Origin of the sequence: Flavobacterium chryseum (assembly GCF_004362015.1) — a bacterium.
Classification (GTDB): Bacteria; Bacteroidota; Bacteroidia; order Flavobacteriales; family Flavobacteriaceae; genus Flavobacterium.
This window is the reverse complement of the sequence record NZ_SNWW01000001.1, coordinates 463,218-483,189: the sequence shown is the minus strand read 5'-3', so window position 1 is coordinate 483,189 and position 19,972 is coordinate 463,218. Positions and strand designations below refer to the sequence as shown.

18 protein-coding genes are annotated in these 19,972 nt (G+C 34.6%); 7 read left to right on the top strand and 11 right to left on the bottom strand.

From position 1 onward, the window contains the following. A partial coding sequence (locus EV143_RS02015; protein WP_166638097.1) for a T9SS type B sorting domain-containing protein occupies positions 1 to 3,800 on the top strand: 3,800 nt, incomplete at its 5' end. Between the two features lie 28 nt (positions 3,801 to 3,828). Then, the gene (locus EV143_RS02010) at positions 3,829 to 4,806 is read left to right on the top strand and encodes a PorP/SprF family type IX secretion system membrane protein (RefSeq protein WP_133506316.1); all 978 of its coding nucleotides are present in this window, start codon (positions 3,829 to 3,831) and stop codon (positions 4,804 to 4,806) included. Positions 4,807 to 4,890: 84 nt separating this feature from the next. Here EV143_RS02010 and trhO read toward each other — a convergent pair whose 3' ends face one another. The 8 genes from trhO to EV143_RS01970 form a co-directional block, all read right to left on the bottom strand. After that, on the bottom strand, positions 4,891 to 6,279 hold the full coding sequence (gene trhO, locus EV143_RS02005; RefSeq protein WP_133506315.1) for an oxygen-dependent tRNA uridine(34) hydroxylase TrhO: 1,389 nt from the start codon (positions 6,277 to 6,279) through the stop codon (positions 4,891 to 4,893). A 291-nt stretch (positions 6,280 to 6,570) separates the two neighbouring features. Continuing rightward, positions 6,571 to 6,981 (bottom strand): BrxA/BrxB family bacilliredoxin, encoded by a 411-nt coding sequence (locus EV143_RS02000; protein ID WP_029271207.1) that lies wholly within the window; start codon positions 6,979 to 6,981, stop codon positions 6,571 to 6,573. A gap of 127 nt (positions 6,982 to 7,108) precedes the next feature. Beyond that, complete coding sequence (locus EV143_RS01995; protein ID WP_133506314.1) at positions 7,109 to 7,537, bottom strand: ArsR/SmtB family transcription factor; 429 nt, start codon at positions 7,535 to 7,537, stop codon at positions 7,109 to 7,111. Between the two features lie 364 nt (positions 7,538 to 7,901). After that, the gene (locus tag EV143_RS01990) at positions 7,902 to 9,062 is read right to left on the bottom strand and encodes a lycopene cyclase family protein (RefSeq protein ID WP_133506313.1); all 1,161 of its coding nucleotides are present in this window, start codon (positions 9,060 to 9,062) and stop codon (positions 7,902 to 7,904) included. An 18-nt stretch (positions 9,063 to 9,080) separates the two neighbouring features. Then, entirely contained in the window at positions 9,081 to 9,545 is a 465-nt protein-coding gene (locus EV143_RS01985; protein ID WP_133506312.1) for a thioredoxin family protein, read from the bottom strand. Positions 9,546 to 9,750: 205 nt separating this feature from the next. Next, the gene (locus EV143_RS01980) at positions 9,751 to 12,012 is read right to left on the bottom strand and encodes a TonB-dependent receptor (RefSeq protein ID WP_133506311.1); all 2,262 of its coding nucleotides are present in this window, start codon (positions 12,010 to 12,012) and stop codon (positions 9,751 to 9,753) included. A 261-nt stretch (positions 12,013 to 12,273) separates the two neighbouring features. Beyond that, positions 12,274 to 13,182: an NAD(P)/FAD-dependent oxidoreductase gene (locus EV143_RS01975; protein WP_208111248.1), complete on the bottom strand. Its 909-nt coding sequence runs from the start codon at positions 13,180 to 13,182 to the stop codon at positions 12,274 to 12,276. 13 nt (positions 13,183 to 13,195) lie between these two features. Next, positions 13,196 to 13,549 carry a MerC family mercury resistance protein gene (locus EV143_RS01970; protein WP_133506309.1) on the bottom strand — a complete coding sequence of 118 codons (354 nt, stop codon included), beginning with the start codon at positions 13,547 to 13,549 and terminating at the stop codon, positions 13,196 to 13,198. Positions 13,550 to 13,641: 92 nt separating this feature from the next. Between EV143_RS01970 and EV143_RS01965 the strand changes: the two genes are divergently transcribed. The 5 genes from EV143_RS01965 (at position 13,642) to EV143_RS01950 (ending at position 17,496) form a co-directional block, all read left to right on the top strand. Then, a complete protein-coding gene (locus EV143_RS01965; RefSeq protein WP_133506308.1) occupies positions 13,642 to 14,034 on the top strand; it encodes a Fur family transcriptional regulator in 393 nt (130 codons plus the stop codon). Between the two features lie 75 nt (positions 14,035 to 14,109). Further along, entirely contained in the window at positions 14,110 to 15,978 is a 1,869-nt protein-coding gene (locus tag EV143_RS01960; RefSeq protein WP_133506307.1) for an Nramp family divalent metal transporter, read from the top strand. A 139-nt stretch (positions 15,979 to 16,117) separates the two neighbouring features. Further along, a complete protein-coding gene (locus tag EV143_RS01955) occupies positions 16,118 to 16,558 on the top strand; it encodes a hypothetical protein (RefSeq protein WP_133506306.1) in 441 nt (146 codons plus the stop codon). A 123-nt stretch (positions 16,559 to 16,681) separates the two neighbouring features. Continuing rightward, the gene (locus EV143_RS21400; protein WP_166638096.1) at positions 16,682 to 16,828 is read left to right on the top strand and encodes a hypothetical protein; all 147 of its coding nucleotides are present in this window, start codon (positions 16,682 to 16,684) and stop codon (positions 16,826 to 16,828) included. Between the two features lie 14 nt (positions 16,829 to 16,842). Next, positions 16,843 to 17,496 carry a metal-dependent transcriptional regulator gene (locus EV143_RS01950; RefSeq protein WP_133506305.1) on the top strand — a complete coding sequence of 218 codons (654 nt, stop codon included), beginning with the start codon at positions 16,843 to 16,845 and terminating at the stop codon, positions 17,494 to 17,496. A 607-nt stretch (positions 17,497 to 18,103) separates the two neighbouring features. Here EV143_RS01950 and EV143_RS01945 read toward each other — a convergent pair. The 3 genes from EV143_RS01945 to EV143_RS01935 all read right to left on the bottom strand — a co-directional run bounded on the left by EV143_RS01945 (position 18,104) and on the right by EV143_RS01935 (position 19,967). Next, positions 18,104 to 18,589, bottom strand: coding sequence for a DinB family protein (locus tag EV143_RS01945; RefSeq protein WP_133506304.1), 486 nt, complete (start codon positions 18,587 to 18,589; stop codon positions 18,104 to 18,106). 27 nt (positions 18,590 to 18,616) lie between these two features. After that, positions 18,617 to 19,015, bottom strand: coding sequence for a hypothetical protein (locus EV143_RS01940; protein ID WP_133506303.1), 399 nt, complete (start codon positions 19,013 to 19,015; stop codon positions 18,617 to 18,619). Between the two features lie 169 nt (positions 19,016 to 19,184). Beyond that, positions 19,185 to 19,967, bottom strand: coding sequence for an enoyl-CoA hydratase/isomerase family protein (locus EV143_RS01935; protein WP_133506302.1), 783 nt, complete (start codon positions 19,965 to 19,967; stop codon positions 19,185 to 19,187). Between the last annotated feature and the right edge of the window lie 5 nt (positions 19,968 to 19,972).

Genomic DNA, 19,972 nt, shown 5'->3' with positions numbered 1-19,972 from the left:
CTAAAACTATCTGCTCTGGACAAACCTACACCTGGCCGGTAAATAATGTTGAATACTCAACAACACAAACTGGATTTAAAATAATTAACGACGGATGCACCGCAGATCAGGTTTTGAATTTGACTGTAACGCCTAAACCAGCAGACATTGTAACGACTAAAACTATCTGCTCTGGACAAACCTACACCTGGCCGGTAAATAATGTTGAATACTCAACAACACAAACTGGATTTAAAATAATTAACGACGGATGTACTGCAGATCAGGTTTTGAATTTGACTGTAACACCAAAACCAGCAGACATTGTAACGACTAAAACTATCTGCTCAGGTCAAACCTACACCTGGCCAGCAAATGATATTGAATACTCAACGTCACAAACTGGTTTTAAAATAACAAATGACGGATGCACCGCAGATCAGGTTTTGAATTTGACTATAACACCAAAACCAGCAAACGTTGTAACGACTAAAACTATCTGCTCAGGTCAAACGTACACCTGGCCGGTAAATAATGTTGAATATGCTGTATCTCAAAGCGGACTTAGAATCAGCAATGACGGATGCACCGCAGATCAGGTTTTGAATTTGACTGTAACACCAAAACCAGCAGACATTGTAACGAGTAAAACTATCTGCTCTGGACAAACCTACATCTGGCCGGTAAATAATGTGGAGTACTCAACGTCACAAACTGGTTTTAAAATAACAAATGACGGATGCACCGCGGATCAGGTTCTGAATTTGACTGTAACTCCTAAACCAGCGGACATTATAACGAGTAAAACTATCTGCTCAGGTCAAACCTACACCTGGCCGGTAAATAATGTTGAATATACTGTATCTCAAAGCGGACTTAGAATCAGCAATGACGGATGCACCGCAGATCAGGTTTTGAATTTGACTGTAACACCAAAACCAGCGGACATTGTAACGACTAAAACTATCTGCTCTGGACAAACCTACATCTGGCCGGCAAATAATGTGGAGTACTCAACAACACAAACTGGATTTAAAATAATTAACGACGGATGCACAGCAGATCAGGTTCTGAATTTGACTGTAACACCAAAACCAGCAGACATTGTAACGACTAAAACTATCTGCTCTGGACAAACCTACATTTGGCCGGCAAATAATGTTGAATATACTGTATCTCAAAGCGGACTTAAAATTAGCAATGACGGATGCACCGCAGATCAGGTTTTGAATTTGACTGTAACGCCTAAACCAGCAGACATTGTAACGACAAAAACTATCTGCTCTGGACAAACCTACATCTGGCCGGTAAATAATGTGGAGTACTCAACGTCACAAACTGGTTTTAAAATAATTAACGACGGATGCACCGCAGATCAGGTTTTGAATTTGACTGTAACACCAAAACCAGCAGACATTGTAACGACTAAAACTATCTGCTCAGGTCAAACCTACACCTGGCCGGCAAATGATATTGAATACTCAACCACACAAACTGGATTTAAAATAACAAATGACGGATGCACCGCAGATCAGGTTTTGAATTTGACTGTAACACCAAAACCAGCAGAAATTGTAACAACAAAAACTATCTGCTCTGGACAAACCTACACCTGGCCTGCAAATAATGTTGAATATACTGTATCTCAAACCGGACTTAGAATCAGCAATGACGGATGTACAGCAGATCAGGTTCTGAATTTGACTGTGACCCCTAAACCAGCGGACATTGTAACGACTAAAACTATCTGCTCAGGTCAAACCTACATCTGGCCGGCAAATAATGTGGAGTATTCAACCACACAAACTGGTTTTAAAATAACAAATGACGGATGTACAGCAAATCAGGTTCTGAATTTGACTGTAACTCCTAAACCAGCAGACATTGTAACGACTAAAACTATTTGCTCTGGTCAAACCTACATCTGGCCGGCAAATAATGTGGAATATGTTGTATCTCAAAGCGGACTTAGAATCAGCAATGACGGATGCACCGCAGATCAGATTCTGAATTTGACTGTAACACCAAAACCAGCGGACATTGTAACGACTAAAACTATCTGCTCTGGACAAACCTACATCTGGCCGGCAAATGACGTTGAATACTCAACCACACAAACTGAATTTAAAATAATTAACGACGGATGTACTGCAGATCAGGTTTTGAATTTGACTGTAACATCAAAACCAGCAGACGTTGTAACTACAGAAACAATCTGCTCTGGACAAACGTACACTTGGCCGGTAAATAATGTTGAATATGCTGTATCTCAAAGCGGACTTAGAATCAGCAATGACGGATGCACCGCAGATCAGATTCTGAATTTGACTGTAACAGCTAAACCTGCAAAATCTTCAATAACACAAACAATCTGTTCAGGAGAAACTTTCCACTGGACAGCAAATGATAAAGATTATAATACTGCAGGAACTTATACAGTAGTCCATAACGGATGCACGGCTGATGAGGAATTAATTTTAAATGTGACGCGAAAACCAGCTAAAATTGTAACTGAAAAAACAATCTGCGCGGGAGAAACTTTCCATTGGATGGCAGACAATACAGATTACAATACTGCAGGAACTTATACTGTAATCCACAACGGATGCAACGCAGACGAGGAATTAAACCTTATCGTAAATAAAATCTCAGCCACTTACACTCAAACTAATGCAAAATGTAAAGGAGAATCAAGTGGATCGGTAATTATTAATCCACATGGTGGCACTGGTATTTATACTATTACACCATCTCAAATTGGTCTTTCTGCAGGAACACACTCTTTTACTATAACTGATAGCAACAATTGCTTTACCACAATTGATGTAGTGATATCAGAACCAAATCAATTACAGGCGAATATTGTAGGCCCAATCAATCCGGAATATTGTACCGGAGAAAACAATGGATCATTCAGCATGGAAATTTCTGGCGGTACAAAACCCTATCACTACAGTTTGGATCAAGAAGCTGGAATCTTTTCAGATGGTTCGTCACATCAGAGTTTATTTGATATTGAAAACATCTCGGCAGGCCAACATACCGTGTATGTAAAAGATGCACAAGGATGTACTACTCAACTTCAAGTAAACCTTCCAGCAGCTGTAGTGATTAATCCAATCGTTGCTATTACTCGTTTTTGTCAAGGTAATACAATTGGCAATGCTGTAACTGTAACAATTGACAGCAGTGTTAATCCTGCCGATGTAGATTATGCTCTTGATGAAGGCATTTATCAATCCAGTAACATTTTTACAAACCTATCTCCGGGTGAGCACACTATAAAGGCAAGACACTCCAATGGCTGTCTTCAATCTACAGCAGTTTTTATTATTGATGAGGTTAAACCTTTAAAGTTAACATTAGCTAACGGAGAACTAAATGAAATTGTTGCAACGGCATCAGAAGGCGGTGTTAATTATCAATACTCATTTGACGACGAACCATTCAGTAGCAATAATAAATTAATTATTTACAAATCTGGAAATTATACTGTTACCGTAAAAGACAGCAACGGATGTTCTATTACTCTTTCAAAATATTTTGATTATATCGATGTCTGCATTCCAAATTACTTTACTCCAAATGGTGATGGAGTTAACGATGATTGGGGACCAGATTGTTCTGTAAATTATAAAAATCTGACGTTTACAATTCTTGATAGATATGGTCGGGAAATTGCAAAATATCACTATGGTCAAAGATGGGACGGGAAATATAATGGGCAGGAACTAACATCTGGTGATTACTGGTATGTGATAAAACTTAACGATCCTAAAGATAACCGAGAATTTGTTGGACATTTTACTCTTTACCGATAATTGCGAAGCAGTATCTAAATTAATAACAATGAAAAAAATTATCACAATATTTCTCCTCACAGCCTCAGTTTCAGGCTACTGTCAAGAATTAAACTTACCTGTTTTCACTCAATATTTGGCAGATAATCCATTTGTTGTATCTCCAACTTATGCTGGTATTGGCGATAACCTCAGAATAAGGGCAAACGGCTTAACGCAATGGGTTGGCATTAAAGATTCACCAGATAATCAGTCCGTTTACGCTGACATGAGAGTTTTAGACCGCTCAGGAATTGGAATATCATTGTATAATGATAAAAACGGAAATACCAGACAGACCGGTGGAAAAATCTCTTTTGCACACCATTTAACATTAGATTATTATTCTCAACAATATTTATCTTTTGGCATTTCTTACAATATCAATACTTTTAAAATTGATATTGATAAATTTAATTCAGGTTCAGGAATTTCTCCCGGTCTAGATCCGGGCGTTACTGATAATCGTAAAATCTCAAATAATAATTTTGATGTAGGAGCTTTATACCGAAACAAAGGATTTTACATTAGTTTAAACGCTGCTAACATTTTAAACAAAAATATTGACAAATTCTATCATGAAGAACCCGCTTTATTGCGCAACTACCAAGTGTATAGCGGCTATGTCATTAGAGGAAAAGCAAATAATAAAGTCGAATTTGAACCATCAATTTTCTATCAATTATTTGAAAGCGATAAACGCTCCAGCACTGATGTAAATTTTAAGTACCGACAATTTAATCGATATGATGATTATTTCTGGATAGGAGTTTCTTATCGTTTTTTAAATGATCAGATTTTGAAGCCAAACAGTGTAGGACCAATGGCTGGTTTTAAAAAATCTAATTTTTACTTTGGATATTCTTATCAGGCATCGCTTAATCAATTAGGAGCCTATAACTCAGGAACTCACGTTATAACTATTGGTCTTGATTTCCTTCAAAGAATAAGCAATTGTCCTTGTACCCAAAGTCCAGTTCATTATTAAACAACGCTGATATAATTCAAAAAAAAATAACCTATTCTGCTAAATACAAAATAGGTTATTTTAAAATGAACTTTAGAACAAAAACTATCCTAAGATCTTATATATTTTATCTGACAATCTAATTCTGAATGGAACTTCAAAAGTAACTTTATCTCCAATTTTAGCAGTTGAAGTTTCCGCTCCGTCGACAATCATTTTTTCTAAAGTCAATTGCTGATTACCTGTCGTTGGACCAGAAATTAAGATTGTTTCTCCAATTTTTAGCTCTTGATTCTCAACGGTAAATTGTCCAACTTGTGCTTTAACATAATAATGTTCGGCTTTTCCAAGGAGTACTTTCTTTACTTTTATTTTCTGACGAATATCTGCTGGTTTAGCTCCGCTCTGTTCGGCTACGCCTCGGGTTGGGGCTGCAGCCAAAGCAGTATCAGTCAATTCTCCAGAATGTTTGAATTTTAAGTTTTCTGATTTTCCTTTTCTAAAAACTTTATTTCCAACTTGTTTTCCGGTTCTCAATCTTACCTGATCTACCAAAGGCATGTGTATAATTTCAAGACATTCTGTAGAACAGCAGTTTTCCATTGCTGCTTTACAATCATCACATTGAATAAACAACAAATGACATCCGTCGTTTTCGCAATTGGTGTGGTTGTCGCAAGGTTTCCCGCATTGGTGACATTGCGAAATAATATCGTCTGTAATTCTTTCACCAAGACGATTATCAAATACGAAGTTTTTCCCAATGAATTTGCTCTCTAAACCTTCTGCCTCAATTTGTTTGGCGTAATTAATAATTCCACCTTCTAACTGAAATACATTTTTAAAGCCTTGGTGTTTAAAATAAGCACTTGCTTTTTCACAACGAATTCCACCTGTGCAATACATTACAAGGTTTTTATCTTCTTTATGATTTTGCAGCTGATCGTTGATAATTGGCAGACTTTCTCTAAACGTCTCTACGTCTGGAGTGATCGCATTTTTAAAATGACCTACTTCACTTTCGTAGTGATTTCTAAAATCAACAACAATCGTGTTGGGATCATCAAGAATTTCATTGAATTCTTTGGCTTTCAGGTGAACGCCTATATTGGTTACATCAAAAGTGTCATCGTTTAAACCGTCGGCAACGATTTTGTGACGCACTTTAATGGTTAATTTTAAAAATGAATGGTCATCATGTTCTACGGCTTCATTCAATCGAATGCCTTTCATAAAATCATACACTTCCAGAGTTTCTCTAAAAGCCTCCAGGTTTTCTTCAGGAATACTCATTTGAGCATTTATTCCTTCATGGGCAACGTAAATTCGGCCTAAAGCATCAAGCTTATTCCAGGCTACAAATAAATCATCGCGAAATTTTTTGGGATCTTCAATTTTTGCATACGCATAGAAAGACAACGTTAGTCGTTGTTTACCGGCATCATCGATCATGATGGCTCTTTCTTCTGCGCTCAAAGTGTTGTACAGTTGCATGCTATAAACAGTTTTAAGTTTAGAAATTATTTTTTGAGCGGCAAAGGTATAAAAAAGGTTTTGAGTTACAAAGCTTCTAAGTTATTAAGTTTTTAGCTACAAATTATTTTTAAGGTTCTGAGATACCAAGTTGCTGAGGTTCTAAGTTTCAACGGATTTATTAAAAACAAAAAAGCACTAAATTAATAGTGCTTTTAAAATCTTTATACCTCTGTAACTTTGCTACTTTGAACCTAAAATCAAAACCTTAGGACCTCAGCAACTCAGCAACTCAGAACCTTAGTAACTTAATTAACAATATTCGTTAAACGCATCCTGCAAATTCTCAGCAATTAGTTCTGCCGGACGGCCTTCGATGTGGTGACGCTCTAACATGTGAACCAATTCTCCGTTTTTGAACAAAGCCATAGATGGTGATGATGGAGGAAAAGGAAACATATGTTGTCTTGCAGCATCAACTGCTTCTTTATCTACCCCTGCAAAAACAGTAATTAAGTGATCTGGTTTTTTAGCACCTTCTAAACTCATTTTCGCTCCCGGACGTGCATTTCTTGCAGCACAACCGCAAACAGAGTTCACAACAACTAAAGTGGTACCTTCTGCTTTAATAGCATTATCTACAGCATCAGCACTATGTAAATCTTGAAAACCTGCAGCTGTAAGTTCAGCCTGCATTGGTTTTACCATTTCTTCTGGATACATATTGTTTATTTTTAAATTTTACTTTTGAACTGCAAAGTTACAAAGTTTACTCGCAACTACTTAATTTGAAGTATAAAGTTTTGTTATAGTACGATATTAAAATTTTAAACCCAAAAGCTTCATAAACCTAAACCGCCAATTGCTTTATTTTTTTATCTGGAAATTGATAATTGTATTGTTTCAAATAGCTATTTCTGCCTCTTGCCTGTCTGGTTGTCAAAACGGTTGACTTATTTTGCTCGGAAATTTCGAAGGTAGAAAGATAACTAGTCAAATATTTTTTAAGCATTTCTATATTGTTAACTTCAATCGAGTAAATTATTTTTTTTCCTTCATTTTTTATATTTACCAGATTTGCTTTTTTTAATTCTAATAAATGTTTGGATATAGTTGATTGTGCTAATGGAATTAATTCAACAATTTCACCACAAGTTCTATTATCTCTCTTCCATAGCAGGGTCATAATCTGAATTCTAGTAGGATGCCCCAATGCTTTACAGATTTTCCCTATTGATTTTGTTTCTGTATCAAAATTTAAGTGCTTCGTAATTCCCATAAATTGCTAATTAATTTATTATCGAAAATGAACGATCATACTATCTCTAACTTGGTTTTTAAAGGTTTTTCGATTAGCATTTTTCTCTGCTAAATCCGTTTACCATTGTTGGGAGACAAATCGATCTTGTCTTATTTTCGATTCAGCAAAGTAAATGCTACCATCTTTTTATAATCGCCTTAGAAAGTTATTAAAACATAATAATAAGGCATTTCTATTGACGATCTGGCTTTTTTATTGGTGGAAATAAATCAGCATTTTTCAAGGTATCCATTATATTTTACGATAAAAGAAATATTGTAAAAGTGTATTCTGAATATAAGATTACACGCAGATTTGGCCGATTGAGGAAATTCTTAAACTTTTATTTGAATATCACTCTAAACAAAGCCTTAATAAATGGCAATTTTGGACATTTTAAAATTACTTGAAGATCTTCAATCAAATTTGTTTCTTCATCTAAAAACTTAAAGATCAAAGCTGGATTTCCTTTTCTGAATAAAGAAGAAAAAATAGCACTTCCCAATTCATTATGGCGATGAAGAATATCTAAAAGCAATAAATCATAAAACCAAAATCTATTCTTCTTATGAAATACAGCCATTTTAGGATCTTCATGTTGAAGAAAATCAACTAGTTCTGATGACTTTCTATCTGAATTTTTAAACGTATAACCTGTACTCGCTTTTGTCCATCCGCCGGCAGTTCCTATATTTAAAACTCTTTTGGTATTCTTTTTCCAAAACGGATAACACGTCATTGGGATACTTCCCTGCTCCTTTTCCAAAATTTCATAATGTAGAACTCCGAGTTTTTCTAAATATTTTTGAATCTCATTTTCATATTCTTCTTTTGGAAGCAGGTTTTCTGAAAACAAAGTATATTCGATCAAAGCTTCTGTTTTTGAAGTTGGTAAAACATATATAAACCTTGTATTGCCTTTTTGATCTACTGAAAAATCCATAAAAGTGGCTTGTTTAGGATCAAATACATCAACATCACTTTTTACAAACCAACCTATAAAGTGTTGCTGCAAAACAGGATATTTGGTTTGACTTAAAGCAAAAGTTTTGGTATAAATGCTATTGAACAAATAGTTGCAGGTGTATATGCTTTGTTCTGTACCAATAAAAACATGCGTTTCCAGTTCGTTGATATCGGTTACTTTTTCATTTAAAAAAGTAATGTTTCGATGCTTTGAAACTTCTTCAAAAACAAAATTATAAAAATCTAAACCCTTAATTTGATTGTATTGATAAGGCTTTAACGCTAAATCGCGTTTAAAGTTTTCATTAGCAAATAAAGCAGAATCCCATTTTTTAGAAATAATCGAATTCCATATTGATTCTTCTTTCTCCCAAAAACACCAGGTTCTGTCATTTATCTTTTTCGAATCGTGATCTAGCAATAAAATAGATTTATCCCGAAATTTGTCAGACAAAATCATTTTATAAACTGTCATCAAAGAAGCCAATCCGGTTCCGGTAAAAATGTAGTCAAAGTGTTTGATTTGCGAAGAATTCATCCTCAAAAATAATGAATTTTATTCTTTCAATTTTTCTAAAAGCAGTTTAAAATCCTTTGGACTTAAATAGTTGTTGTATTGAAGAATGATTTCGTTTTTCTCATTCAAAACACATATAACGGGATATACAATTTGATTTTGAATCGTCCCCAATTGTAAAGCCAGTTCGTGAACGCCGACATTATTTCCTGTTGGCTGATATTTAAATGTCTGATTATTAAAAGTAATCTCTCGTTTTTCTTCGGCGTTCAAATCAATAAAATAAAAATCTGAATTCAGTTTGTCGATAATTTCCTGATTTTTAAATGTCGTTTGTTTCATTCTTTGGCAAAACTGACACCAATCGGTATGAATGAAAACGATTATTTTTCGTTTTTGAATTTGCTGTAAACTATCTGCTTCCTCAAAAGTTCTGCTTTTAAGTTGGCAGAAACCTGTTGAACTAATCGCGAAGAAGATTGTAAATAGAATTAGCTTTTTCATTTGTTTTGTTTTTTGCCAAAAATTTAAAGAATTGTTTTCGTATTATTAAACTGGACTAAAGTCCAGCTCTACAATATTACTCGAGCCTATGGCTCTTTAAGTTCCTACGGAACGAACTATTTTGTAGGGCTGGACTTTAGTCCAGTTTAATCATGAATTAGCATTATTTCAATTTACATCTGTGAAATCTGTTGCTAATAAAATTTTACTTCAAAGTATATCGCAACCCAAAAAAACCTCGAATTGTTTGGTTTTGTCCATAAACATAAGTCGTATCAAAAGTTAAACCGTACGGATTCTCTGGTGTTGCCAAAACTTTTCCCGCCGAATCGTATTGTACATTTTTATCGAAAGGATCATTTGTTCTTGAAATTAAAAACGGATTATTTTGCTTTGGTGTAAAGTTCAACAGGTTTTTGATTCCTCCGTAAAATTCACAATTCTTCCATCCAAAATAGGTAAACTGAATATTCTGAATGCTAAACCATGGCGATTTCGGACTTCTTGGATCTAATTCGCTTAACAATGGCAATTCCATCGGACTGTAAACATTTCCTGTGTAATCTAACAATAAATTTAAGGATTCTATTTTATACGAAATACTCCATGTTGCGGTAAAATCCTCAGTTAAATAGGGTCTTTTTGAAATTCCGTTTTCAACATTTTTATTATCCAGGAAAGTCGCCCCAAGAATCATTTTTAATCCTGATGGAAAATTAACATCAACATTGGTACTGATTCCCTGGCTTATAGCATAGCCGTTGATATTATCGTAAATAATTTTATTAGGATCTGTCGCATAATCGGATATGATTTTATTACTAAATCTGGTATAAAAAGCTGTTGTTTCAATTCCCACAAAAGTGCCGTTTGTAAAGTTTATCTTTTGAATATAATTCAGATTTGCATTCAAAGATTGTTCGGGTTTCAAATTACTTTTTATTATGACATCTCTAGAACCTGTAAGCGCTGCGTGATCTTCGGTAAACAAATTTACAACGCGAAATCCGGTTCCGGCATTCAAACGGAAAATAGTGTTTTCATTTTTCTTCCATCGATACGCCACTCGCGGCGTGTAAATTGAACCGTGAATGGAATTGTAATCGTAACGCATTCCGAGCAAAACCTGGCTTTTTGGAGAAAGCGTAATTTCATCCTGAACAAAAATTCCGGGTAACCACGTACTTTCAGCTTCTTTTGTTGCCGTTGTATTATCGTCATAATACGAATATCGGTTGGCAATTCCGGCAAGGAAATCATTTCGACCGATCTTTTTGTCCCAGGTCAATTGCAAAAAACCAATTTTTTGATTGGCGATATATGATGTTGTTCCGTAACGGCTGTCCTGATAATGCACATTTCCGGAAAATGAAAGCATCAATTTTTCTTCAAAAGGCAATTGATAACTTCCAATTAATTCTCCTCTTTTGGTATAAATACTTTCACCGTAGATTTCGTCGCCTCCACGGTATTTTTTCTCCCAACGCACATCTCCGCCCCAGCGATCTTCGTACATTCCACGCGCTGCGATCGTAAAAAGACGATTATTTTCTCTTTGAAAACTCCATTTATTAAAAACCGAAATTCTTTCAGAAAGCGTAACATCTGTAAAATTGTCTTTGTCTTTATCAATTACCTGATCGTAGTTGAAATAATTAACACCTAAAAGAGAAATTGCTTTTTTCCCAGCCTTAAATTTCATTCCCAAATCGAGATTACTTTCAAAATAAGTAGTGGTAAAATAATCTGCCGAAAAAACCGGAGCATTCGTTGGGTTTTTAGTAATAATATTGATTAAACCTCCAACTGCTTCACTTCCGTACAAAGATGAAGCCGGACCTTTTACGATTTCAATTCGCTCGACTAAAGAATTTGGAATTCCTGATAAACCATAAACTGTTGAAAGACTGCTCACAATTGGCATTCCATCAATTAAAACCAAAGTATACGGACCTTCCAATCCGTTTATATGAATATCGCCCGTATTACAAACGCCACAATTGAGCTGTGGCCGAACGCCATTGATGTTTTGAAGCGCTTCGTAAATACTTGCGGTTGGATTTTTTTTGAAGAAAACCGGAGAATAAACCTCAACGGGAACGGCACTTTCTAATCGTTTTACTGCTTTTAAAGTTCCTGAAACTACAACTTCATTTAGCTGGTTTTGATTGTCGGTCATTTCAAAATCAAAAGTTTGAATCGAATCTTTTGTTACTTCAATTTTCTTTTTCAAAGTCTGAAAGCCCGTATGAGAAATCTGAATGGTATAATTTCCGACAGCAATATTTTCTAAACTATAATAACCTAAACTATCGGTAACTGTTTTATGGTTTGAGCCTATTAAATGAACGTTCGCGGCTTGTATTTTCTTCCCTTCACCAGTAACAAAACCAGAAATTATCTTGGTTTCCTGAGCAAACGAAATTTGTAAACAAAACAAAATCAATATTAAAATTGAATTTTTCATTATTATAAAATTAAATTTAGACAAAACTAAAAATTAAATTTGACAAATAGTGTTTCAAAAGCTAAAAACTTTTAAATAGATTTATTTCAATGCTTTGTGTATTTATTTTAAACACATAGAAACATAGAATTTATAGTTTCTTTTGAGGGAGATTGAAGAAAGCATGCTTCTCACATAGATTTTCTATGAGAATTAATGGAAAGTGGAACGCCTTTATAGACATTTTCAAAACCTATGTTTCTATGTGTTTAGAAAATACTCCTAACTAAAATCTTCGTCAATTAATTCTCTATTGATTGATGCTCCGGCGAAAGATCCCGAAGAGACCGCCATCGCAACAGATCTTGCCTGAATAAAATTATCGCCGCTAGCAAAAATGCCAGGAATCGTAGTTTTCTGCATAGCATCTACTTTTAGCAATCCTTGTTCGGTCAATTCGCAACCTAAAACTTCAGGCAGTTTACAATGCTGTTCAAAAGGCGGTCTAAAATAAATGGCTTTTACTGATACTTTAGATTGATTTTTGAAAATGATTTCCCGAACATTTCCGTTTTCATGTTCAACACTATCAATTTCATCTTCAATAATTTCTATTTGATGTTTTTTAAGAATTTGAGTTTGCTCTGAAGTTAATGTTGATTTTCCGTTGGTTATCAATCTTAAATCTTTTGTCCAGTTCGAGATTAACTTGGCATATTCAAAACCCATTTCTCCATTGGCAATAATGGCTGTCTTTTCTTTTTTAACCTCGTAACCGTGGCAATACGGGCAGTGCAGGATTGAAATTCCCCAACAATCCGCAATACCTTTAATCTCAGGAAGCAGATCTTTAACTCCGGTTGCAAAGAGAATTTTTCTGGCAGTAAAAACTTTACCCGATTCTGTTTTGACTTCAAATCCTTTTTCAGTTTTAATTGCACTTACGGCAAGTCCATTATAAAATTGAATAGTATCATAAAAATCAACTTGTATTTTGGCTTTCGCTGAAATCACCTGTGGTTTTTCTCCATCTTGCGTAATAAAATTATGAGAATGCGGCGTCTGTCTGTTGCAAGGCAAACCGCTATCGATTACTAAAACCTGTCGCAATGAACGGCCTAAACTCATCGCTGCCGAAAGTCCGCTATAACTTCCTCCGATAATAATAACTTCAAATTGTTTTTGTTGCATCATGATTAAGTATTTAATGATTTGTATTTTTATGGAATCTGTAATTCAAAAAGTGTCCGATTATCATTCCGATGCCACCAATGAAAATCAAATCAAGATGAATGTCTAATATGATTTCAATTAAAACACTAATCCAGATTAAAGAAATTGAAACAATCAAAATGGCAGCCACTAAAAGATTTGATTTTTTTATAATTTTGAGAATTGCAAATAATCCGATCGTCGCAAAAAACAAATCAATAAAAGAATTGTGACTTAGGCCTAATGGTAAAATAGTCAGAAGCGGAAATACCAGACAGTGAACCAAACAAATAGTTGCGCTTGAAATTCCTAAAATATCATATAAAGATGTGGTAGATTTCTTCATTTCTTGTACATTTGCTTAATGCAATTTTGTTGCAAATATACAAGAATTTGTCAATTGCAACATTGTTGCAATAATATTTTAATTTTAATAATATGAAAACAACCCGCAATACAGCAGCAAAGACAGCCGTTTTACAGGTTTTAGCTCAATCTAAAACAGCTCTCTCTCACACCGAAATTCAAAAACAAACAAACGATTTGTGTGATCGCGTTACGATTTACAGAATTTTAGATCGACTAGTTAATGACGACATAATTCATAAAGTAGTAAATCTTGACGGCACCGTAAAGTATGCTAAATGCCATCATCATGCCCAACGTGTACACATTCATAACCATGCTCATTTTAGTTGCGAAAACTGCCACGAAGTAACTTGTCTGGAAAATGTAAAACCGAGTTATATCATTCCGCATAACTACAAAGTCAATGACATCAACTTTACGTTATCAGGATTATGCCCGAATTGTTTGAATTCAAACATTTAAATATTTAGGCTCGCCTAAAAATATTGTTTAACGAATATAATTTTTATATATATTTGTTTAAACAACATATTTACAATGACCAGATCTTTAGATGAAGTAAACCAATCGGTTGCTACAGAGCATAAAAAAACAGGATTCAGGAAAATATTAGCCTTTTTAGGCCCAGCTTATCTTGTAAGTGTGGGTTACATGGATCCGGGAAACTGGGCAACAGACATTGCAGGCGGAAGTCAGTTTGGATATTCTTTGCTTTGGGTTTTACTAATGAGCAACTTAATGGCTTTGCTGCTTCAAAGTCTAAGTGCACGACTCGGAATTGTAACGCAACGCGATTTAGCGCAAGCTTCCAGAGAAACTTATTCGAAGTTCATCAACTATATTTTATACTTTTTAGCAGAAATTGCTATTGCGGCCTGTGATTTGGCTGAAGTTTTAGGAATGGCAATCGGAATCAATTTACTTTTTGATATTCCGTTGATCGAAGGCGTTTTGATTACTGTTTTAGACACTTTTCTTCTTTTGTTTTTGATAAATAAAGGTATCCGCAAAATGGAAGCTTTCATTATCGTGTTGGTTGCCATTATTGGGTTCTCTTTTATTTTTGAAATGATCTTCGCTGAGCCTGAATTGGATAAAGTAATTTATGGCTTGGTTCCGTCGATTCCAAGTTCAGCCGCATTGTATATCGCAATCGGAATTATTGGTGCAACTGTAATGCCCCACAACTTATATTTACATTCTTCTTTAGTTCAAACCCGAAAATTCGACAGAACTCCAGCCGGAATTAAACAGGCTTTGAAATATAATTTTATCGATTCGACAATCGCTTTAAACTTGGCTTTCTTTGTAAATGCTGCCATTTTGATTTTAGCCGCAGCCACATTTTACAGAAACGGAATGTTTGAAGTTGCGGAAATTCAGGATGCACATCAGTTTTTAGAACCTTTGTTGGGAACTAAATGGGCGCCGATATTATTTGCCGTTGCTTTAATTGCAGCAGGACAAAGCTCAACAGTGACCGGAACTTTAGCCGGACAAATCGTAATGGAAGGTTATTTGAATTTAAGGATTCAGCCTTGGGTGCGCCGAATTATCACGCGCTTAATTGCTATTGTTCCTGCAGTTATCGTAATTTTAATTTATGGAGAAAGCGTAACCGGGAAACTTTTGATTTTAAGTCAGGTTATTTTGAGCCTTCAATTGGGTTTTGCGATTATTCCGCTAATTCATTTTGTGAGTGACAAAACCAAAATGAAAGGCTTTCATATTTCGAAAACCACTCAGGTTGCTGCCTGGGTTATAGCTTTGATTATTGTTTCGTTAAACGCTAAACTGGTTTACGATGAAATTACTTCGTGGCTCGAAAGTTCCAGCCATCCAATATTTCTTTGGCTTACTGTTGTTCCCTTAGCTTTTGGATTTCTTGGTTTGCTCCTTTATATTGTTGTGAAACCTTTTATCGCCAGAGCAAAAGCAGATATTGAAAATCATTCACCTCACCATTTAAAATTACAATACACTCCAAAAGAAACTTACAATAAGAAAAATATAGCAATTTCTGTGGATTTTTCTAATGCCGATGAAGCTGCACTAAACAATGCCTTCGAACTTGGCGGAATCGACGCGCAATATACCTTAATTCATATTGTAGAAACTGTTGGTGCATTAATGTACGGAGGCCACGTTGACGATCATGAAACAACAATAGACGAAAAATTATTATTAGAATATAAAGATATGCTTTCGCAGAAGGGTTTCAGAATCACAACAGAACTTGGCTTCGGAAAACCTAACACCGTGATTCCGAAGATTATCAACCAAGGAAATTTTGATATTTTAGTTATGGGAACCCACGGTCACACTGGCTTAAAAGATATTTTATTTGGCACAACCGTAGATAAGTTGAGACATAAAATTTCGATACCTTTGTTGATTGTTAAATAAAGTTGCTGAGGCACTGAGTTGCTAAGGTTCTGAGGTTTTTCTTAGAATCCTTAAAACTTAGAACCTTTAAAAGATGCCTATTTCTGAAGAAACAAATTTATATTCAATTTACACATTTAAGTTTTACACTAAAAGCAATATGAAAAAAACACTGACATTACTAGTTTTGTTCATTGGATGCTCAATGCATTCGCAAAAAGTAAAATTTATAACAATAAACGACACTCTTGAAAAACCGGAATATCAACAATTTGTTTATTTAGGTGAAGCGACCGATTTAACAAATCTAAAGGCTGTAGCAAAAGTAAAATCAACAGGAAGTCTCAAAAATATAGCCTCATTATTTGAAAATCTTAAAATCGAAACACAAAAACTAGGTGCAAATACATTTCGATTTGAAAGTTTTAAAAAAATCGATGCCGAAAATGGAGAATTAATCCTTTCAACCTATTTCTGCAATGACGATACTTTTGAAACTAATTTTGAAAATATTCCAAAAAACAAAGTTTATATTTTTGGCAATCAGAATTTAACTGAGCATAAAAGTCAAACGTATAAAGTAAATGGAAACAAATACTAGATAGGAAACGGTAAGTATAAAGAATTTCAAATTCAATTAGGCGAAGAAATCAAGATAAATAAAGGAGGCTTTAGCGGCGAGACATTTTGGATTACTGGTGAAGAAAATAAATCTGCTTCTTTTTTGAGTTTCAGTGGAATTGGTGTAAATGGAGGAATTTACAATCCCGGATCGAATGCAATTGGAGTTAATATAAGTACAGGGAGAATTTCTAAAATAGAACCAAATTTAGCATTAACATTGTTAAAAATATTCGAAGAGCAGAAATAAAAAAATATCAAAAAATGACTTTTTCAGAAGAAAATTATCTTAAATCAATATATCACTTAACTGCTTCTCTGGAAACGGAAGTAAGTACAAACGCTATTGCCGAAATGATGGAAACCAAAGCTTCATCGGTTACGGATATGCTGAAAAAGCTGGCGGACAAGGATTTGGTTAATTATAAAAAGTACCAAGGCGTTTCTTTGACGGAAAACGGAAAACTGGCAGCTAAAATGATTGTTAGAAAACATCGTTTGTGGGAAGTGTTTTTGGTAGAAAAGCTAAATTTTTCCTGGGATGAGGTTCATGATATCGCTGAACAACTGGAACATATTAAATCAGAACAATTGATTAATCGTTTGGATGATTTTCTGGGAAATCCGACGGAAGATCCGCATGGCGACCCAATTCCGGATGCTAATGGAAGAATTATCAAGATAGAGAAATACTTGCTTTCAGAATTGTCAGAGAATCAAATTGGAGTTTGTGTGGGTGTGAAAGATACTTCGTCGGAATTTCTGAAATATCTTGACAAACAGGAAATTGCTTTGGGTTCAAGAATCGAATTTCTGTCAAAAGAATCTTTTGATTTATCTGTTAGAATAAAAGTTGATGGTAAAGAATTATCGATTTCTAATAAAATTGCTTCAAATTTATTTGTAAAATTACTTTAAGTAAAACAATCTAAATATTACATAAACAATTAGATTTATTCTGGTTTCAGAGAATCTAAATTAGTGAATCTCATTTCTAAATCTTGTAATAAATTATCTGTTCTGTTTAGGCTCATTAAATTTATTCTTAATCGTTTTTTGCTATTCGTATTGGTTTCTATGTAAATTGTAAAATAGTCAACTCCAAAACCTTTTATTTCATTGAAATTTAATTTTTGGGTACTGAAAACATTTTTACTAATTATACAATCCCTTGTAAGAACCACTTTTCTTTTAAAAACATCACAAACAAATAGCAGACAAATCGTAATCATTGAAATTAGAAACAGAATAATTAACCATGATAAAAATCCACGTGGCGGCCAGGAATTATGTAGTCTGAATGCAAAGGAATGTGCGGAAACCGGTATAAAGGGAATAATTAATAAACTCCCGAACGTGATTATTAATAAAACGGAAAAAAGTAAAATAAAAACCTTAAGTCGCTCTGGCATACTATACACTTTCATCTGAAATTATTTTAAATTATAATTTTCAGGCAAAAATAAAGCATTTTTCCTACAATTTATGCAAGTGAAGTAATTTTAACTATTTACTAAGAAGTGAATTAATATATCTTATGTGTTTGAGAAACCCATTTTCCGGCAACATCTTCATTTTGTCTAAGCAACAAATTTAGTTGACCTACATGATGTTGCACGTGTCTCATACTATAAATAATCATTTCGATTCTGTTGTAATTTTTCTTTTTGCTGATGAATCTTTCTTTCGAGGTTTCTTCATTTAAACCATCAATTAAAAAGAAGCTTTTTTTACGTGCAAACTCAAGATACTCGAGCAATTCTTCTTTTGAATAAAGTCTTTCCGGCAAAATTCCATTCTGATCAAATTCTGACAAAGTAAAAGGTTCAGGCGGAGAAAAGGCGTCCGGTTCTGTAGAGGAATAATAATCGAGCCAAAAAACAGTGTGATAAACAGAATACCAAAACTCTTTTTTGTCCCAAAAACTTTCAGGACAAACTAAGATTGAACTCTCAAGCATGTCAATTGCAGCTCCAAATTGCTTCCATAACATTTCCTTAAGTTCATCCATTATCTTCAATTTTGGTGAAATACGAATTTAAACAATCCCCTTCTCTATCATTTCGAGCATTACGGGCGAAGCGTTTTTAAACGTTGGTTCCTGTTCGATAATACTTCCTGCGTTTTTCTTGTTTACTTTAAAAGTGATATCATTATCTGTGGTAAACAAAAGCGCCGTTAAAAAGGGATTCTTGATGTAAGTTCCTAACATTAATAAGGCTTCATCTAAAGTATGAATGCTTTCGATTTCTTCGGTTTTGTACCGAGTCGTTAATGAAATTGAAAAAGTATTATCTTCATTCAGAACCAATCTGAAATAGATATTTTTAATCTCGGTATCGCCCATTGTTTTTGCCAAAGTCAATTTTGCGAAAGTTCCGGCTTGAATACTTTCTTTAACTCGTTCACAAAAAAGGGCAAATATTGGTTCGTACATTTTTTTTAAGGTGCTAAGGTTCTGAGATGCTAAGGTTCTAAGTTTTTAAAATCTCTGTATTTTATTTAACCGCAAAGTTCGCTAAGATTTACACAAGTTTCGCAAAGTTTTTCAAATTTCCTTTTGTGCTTTTCGTAATCCCTTGCGAACTTTGCGGTTAAGAAAAAAATTATTTTCCCGTAAATTCAGCTTTACGTTTTTCTAAAAATGCGGTTGTTCCTTCTTTAAAATCCTGAGTTCCGAAACATTTTCCGAATGATTTTATCTCGGTATCAAAACCGTTTTTACCGTCTTTATAATTTGCATTAATAGCTCTTATCGCCCTGCCAATTGCGAAAGGTGCATTTTTAATGATTTTTTGAGCGATTCCAATTGCAAAATCTAATAATTCAGCTTGTGGAACAACATGATTTACCAATCCGTATTGTTTGGCTTCTTCGGCAGAAATCATGGCTGCAGTCATAATCATTTCCATTGCGCGGCCTTTACCTACTAATTGCGGTAAACGCTGTGTTCCTCCATAACCCGGAATCAATCCTAACGTTACTTCCGGCAAACCCATTTTTGCATTATCAGACGCTACTCTAAAATGACACGCCATTGCCAATTCTAATCCTCCGCCAAGTGCAAAACCATTAACGGCTGCAATTACGGGTTTCTTTAAGTTTTCAATAAAATCAAATAATGATTCTTGTCCTTCAGCAGCTAATTGCGCACCTTCGACTATAGTATAATTTGCGAATTCTGAAATGTCAGCTCCGGCTACAAAAGCTTTTTCGCCACTTCCGGTAATAATAATCACGCGGACATCTTCATTTTTTCCTAATAATTTAACCGCTTTACTCAAGTCGCTAATTGTCGCTTTGTTTAAAGCATTCAATTTTGTAGGCCTGTTAATCGTTACGGTTGCAATTTTTTCTTCAATTGAAATTAAAAGATTTTCGTAGTTCATGACGC

Excerpts from the sequence above, each read along its gene's own strand:
- EV143_RS02010 (WP_133506316.1), top strand. The coding sequence starts at position 3,829 with ATGAAAAAAATTATCACAATATTTCTCCTCACAGCCTCAGTTTCAGGC.
- trhO (WP_133506315.1), bottom strand. The coding sequence starts at position 6,279 with ATGCAACTGTACAACACTTTGAGCGCAGAAGAAAGAGCCATCATGATC.
- EV143_RS02000 (WP_029271207.1), bottom strand. The coding sequence starts at position 6,981 with ATGTATCCAGAAGAAATGGTAAAACCAATGCAGGCTGAACTTACAGCT.
- EV143_RS01995 (WP_133506314.1), bottom strand. The coding sequence starts at position 7,537 with ATGGGAATTACGAAGCACTTAAATTTTGATACAGAAACAAAATCAATA.
- EV143_RS01990 (WP_133506313.1), bottom strand. The coding sequence starts at position 9,062 with ATGAATTCTTCGCAAATCAAACACTTTGACTACATTTTTACCGGAACC.
- EV143_RS01985 (WP_133506312.1), bottom strand. The coding sequence starts at position 9,545 with ATGAAAAAGCTAATTCTATTTACAATCTTCTTCGCGATTAGTTCAACA.
- EV143_RS01980 (WP_133506311.1), bottom strand. The coding sequence starts at position 12,012 with ATGAAAAATTCAATTTTAATATTGATTTTGTTTTGTTTACAAATTTCG.
- EV143_RS01975 (WP_208111248.1), bottom strand. The coding sequence starts at position 13,182 with ATGCAACAAAAACAATTTGAAGTTATTATTATCGGAGGAAGTTATAGC.
- EV143_RS01970 (WP_133506309.1), bottom strand. The coding sequence starts at position 13,549 with ATGAAGAAATCTACCACATCTTTATATGATATTTTAGGAATTTCAAGC.
- EV143_RS01965 (WP_133506308.1), top strand. The coding sequence starts at position 13,642 with ATGAAAACAACCCGCAATACAGCAGCAAAGACAGCCGTTTTACAGGTT.
- EV143_RS01960 (WP_133506307.1), top strand. The coding sequence starts at position 14,110 with ATGACCAGATCTTTAGATGAAGTAAACCAATCGGTTGCTACAGAGCAT.
- EV143_RS01955 (WP_133506306.1), top strand. The coding sequence starts at position 16,118 with ATGAAAAAAACACTGACATTACTAGTTTTGTTCATTGGATGCTCAATG.
- EV143_RS01950 (WP_133506305.1), top strand. The coding sequence starts at position 16,843 with ATGACTTTTTCAGAAGAAAATTATCTTAAATCAATATATCACTTAACT.
- EV143_RS01945 (WP_133506304.1), bottom strand. The coding sequence starts at position 18,589 with ATGGATGAACTTAAGGAAATGTTATGGAAGCAATTTGGAGCTGCAATT.
- EV143_RS01940 (WP_133506303.1), bottom strand. The coding sequence starts at position 19,015 with ATGTACGAACCAATATTTGCCCTTTTTTGTGAACGAGTTAAAGAAAGT.
- EV143_RS01935 (WP_133506302.1), bottom strand. The coding sequence starts at position 19,967 with ATGAACTACGAAAATCTTTTAATTTCAATTGAAGAAAAAATTGCAACC.